Source organism: Halomonas sp. 141, assembly GCF_002810305.1.
GTDB lineage: Bacteria > Pseudomonadota > Gammaproteobacteria > Pseudomonadales > Halomonadaceae > Vreelandella > Vreelandella stevensii.
The window spans coordinates 1-269 of the sequence record NZ_PINZ01000173.1 but is presented as its reverse complement, the minus strand read 5'-3'; the positions used below and the strand labels follow the sequence as shown (position 1 = coordinate 269).

At 65.8% G+C, this 269-nt stretch carries 1 protein-coding gene; it reads left to right on the top strand.

From position 1 onward, the window contains the following. A partial coding sequence (locus CWI66_RS17885) for an IS66 family transposase (RefSeq protein WP_157809019.1) occupies positions 1 to 269 on the top strand: 269 nt, incomplete at both ends.

The window sequence follows — 269 nt, the reverse complement described above, 5'->3', positions numbered from 1 at the left end:
CCGCCCGCTGATCACCCAGCTGCGCACCTGGCTCGACAAGTCGCTGACCCAGGTGCTGCCGAAGAGCGCACTGGGCAGAGCGCTGCACTATCTGGATGGCCAGTGGCAGCGCCTGACCCGCTTCCTCGATGACGGGTTGATCCCGTTGGACAACAACCCGGCCGAGAACGCCATTCGTCCCTTCGTCGTCGGCCGCAAGAACTGGCTGTTCAGCCACACACCGAGCGGTGCCCAGGCCAGCGCGGCCATCTACAGCCTGATCGAGACGG